3 protein-coding genes are annotated in these 2,667 nt (G+C 40.4%); all 3 read right to left on the bottom strand.

Annotated features, from left to right (window positions below; all coding sequences use genetic code 11):
- A partial coding sequence (locus Q5O86_RS04430; RefSeq protein WP_368074739.1) for a thiamine pyrophosphate-binding protein occupies window positions 1-233 on the bottom strand: 233 nt, incomplete at its 3' end.
- A 21-nt stretch (window positions 234-254) separates the two neighbouring features.
- Window positions 255-1,922, bottom strand: coding sequence for a dihydroxy-acid dehydratase (gene ilvD, locus Q5O86_RS04425; RefSeq protein WP_302625942.1), 1,668 nt, complete (start codon window positions 1,920-1,922; stop codon window positions 255-257).
- Window positions 1,923-2,009: 87 nt separating this feature from the next.
- Window positions 2,010-2,667: 3-isopropylmalate dehydrogenase (gene leuB, locus Q5O86_RS04420; RefSeq protein WP_302625941.1), on the bottom strand; the 658-nt coding region annotated here is incomplete at its 5' end.

Below are 2,667 nucleotides of genomic sequence, written 5' to 3'. Positions count from 1 at the left end.
GTGCTCTTCCGATCTATACAAACGCCAACCTTACCCGTTGAGCGTGCATAACCATCCGCTGCATGTACTGCTCCCTGTTCATGTGAAACAAGAATATGTGTAATATCATCTGAATTTTTATAAAGTTCATCGTAAATATTTAAAATCGTTCCTCCCGGATATCCGAACACTGTGTCAACACCCTGCTCTTTTAAACATTCAATTACAATCTGTGAGCCGTTTAAAATCATAATGTATCCCTCTCTTCCATTATATTATTTTTTTATCTCTAATGTAGCACCCTTATTACCTGATGTAACCATAGATGCGTATCTTGCTAAGTAACCAGTAGTAACCTTTGGTTCCCTAGGCTGCCAAGCCTCTTTTCTCTTTGCCATTTCCTCATCTGAAACGTCTACATTCAATGACATTTCCGGAATATTTATCTGAATCAAATCTCCTTCTTCTATCAACGCAATCGGTCCACCGACAGCAGCTTCCGGTGACACATGTCCGATAGAAGCGCCTCTGGATGCACCTGAAAAACGTCCATCTGTGATAAGTGCAACTGTCTCTCCGAGTCCCATGCCGGCAATCGCTGACGTAGGATTTAACATTTCTCTCATACCAGGACCACCCTTTGGTCCTTCATAACGGATAACAACAACATCACCATCCACTATTTTTCCACCTTTAATTGCTGCAATCGCATCTTCCTCACAGTCAAAAACTCTGGCCGGTCCTTCATGGACCATCATGGAATCTGCCACCGCTGAACGCTTCACGACAGAGCCATCCGGTGCAAGATTTCCCTTAAGGACTGCAAGTCCTCCTGTTTTACTATATGGATTATCAAGAGGTCTGATTACCTCTTCATTTTTGTTCACACATCCTTTGATATTTTCTCCGATTGTCTGACCTGTTACTGTCATACATTCTTCATTTAATAATCCTAATTCGCTTAGCTCATTCATTACTGCATAAACACCACCGGCTTCATTGAGGTCTTCCATATATGTAGGACCTGCCGGTGCTAAATGACAAAGATTTGGTGTCTTTGCACTGATTTCATTTGCAAAGGCAATATCGAAATCAAATCCGATTTCATGAGCAATTGCAGGTAAATGAAGCATACTGTTTGTTGAACATCCAAGTGCCATATCGACTGTCAATGCATTTAGAATTGCCTCTTTTGTCATAATGTCTCTTGGACGAATATTTTTTCTGACCAACTCCATAACAGCCATACCTGCATGCTTTGCAAGTTTTAATCTTTCTGAATAAACTGCCGGAATTGTTCCATTTCCTTTTAAGCCCATTCCAAGAGCTTCCGTTAAACAATTCATAGAGTTTGCTGTATACATTCCTGAACAGGAACCGCAAGTAGGACAAACCTTTTCTTCAAATTCTCTGACATCATCCAATGACATCTTTCCTGCCGCATTTGCTCCAACTGCTTCAAACATAGATGAAAGACTTCTCTTCTGTCCCTTCACATGTCCTGCCATCATCGGTCCGCCTGAGACAAATACTGTAGGAACATTAATTCTGGCTGCCGCCATTAAAAGTCCCGGCACATTTTTGTCACAATTCGGAATCATAACCAACGCATCAAACTGATGCGCTTTTGCCATACACTCTGTGGAATCTGCAATCAAATCTCTTGTGACAAGAGAATACTTCATACCTTCATGTCCCATTGCAATACCATCACACACTGCGATAGCCGGGAACATAATAGGTGTACCACCAGCCATAGCTACACCCATCTTTACTGCCTGCGCAATTTTATCCAGATTCATATGACCCGGAACAATTTCATTATAGGAACAAACAATACCAACTAACGGTTTTGCAAGTTCTTCTTCAGTCATCCCAAGAGCATTAAATAATGACCTGTGAGGTGCCTGCTGTATACCTGTCTTTACTGAATCACTTTTCATGATTACTCCTCCTTTTCAAAAAACAGAAATAAAAAATTTTACACTTTCTTTATTCTTCTATTTTTTCTTTTTATAACTCAAAAATGACTAGATTCGTTTTATTATCTCGTCACCCATTTCTTTACAGCCCACTAATGTCATGCCATCAGACATAATGTCTACAGTGCGGATATCATCTTCCAAAACCTTCTGCACTGCCTTTTCCACAGCATCCGCTTCTTTATCCAAATCAAAAGAATATCTCAGCATCATTGCTGCCGAAAGAATGGTCGCTATCGGATTCGCCTTATTCTGTCCTGCAATATCCGGCGCTGCTCCGTGACTCGGTTCATATAAACCAAACTTGTCTTCTCTCAGGCTTGCTGATGACAACATTCCAATAGACCCTGTGACCATGCTGGCTTCATCTGACAATATATCACCAAACATATTCTCTGTGACGACCACATCAAACTGTGCCGGATTCTTTACTAACTGCATAGCACAATTATCAACCAGCATATGCGTAAGCTTTACTTCCGGATAGTCTTTTGCCACTTCGTTTACTACTTTATCCCAAAGTCTTGAACTGTCTAAGACATTAGATTTATCTACACTAATAACTTCTTTTCTTCTCTTCATTGCAATATCAAAAGCTTTTATCGCAATTCTTCTGATTTCATTTTCATTATATGTCAATGTATCTGTTGCTGTAAGAACACCGTCGACTTCCTCAGTCTTTCTCTCTCCAAAATAAAGACCACAG

Source organism: uncultured Eubacterium sp., assembly GCF_937958975.1.
Classification (GTDB): Bacteria; Bacillota; Clostridia; order Lachnospirales; family Lachnospiraceae; genus Eubacterium_G.
This window is presented reverse-complemented; position numbering and strand designations above follow the sequence as displayed.

What these genes read in the sequence shown, in the direction of transcription:
- ilvD (WP_302625942.1), bottom strand. Translation starts at nt 1,922, where the DNA reads ATGAAAAGTGATTCAGTAAAGACAGGTATACAGCAGGCACCTCACAGG.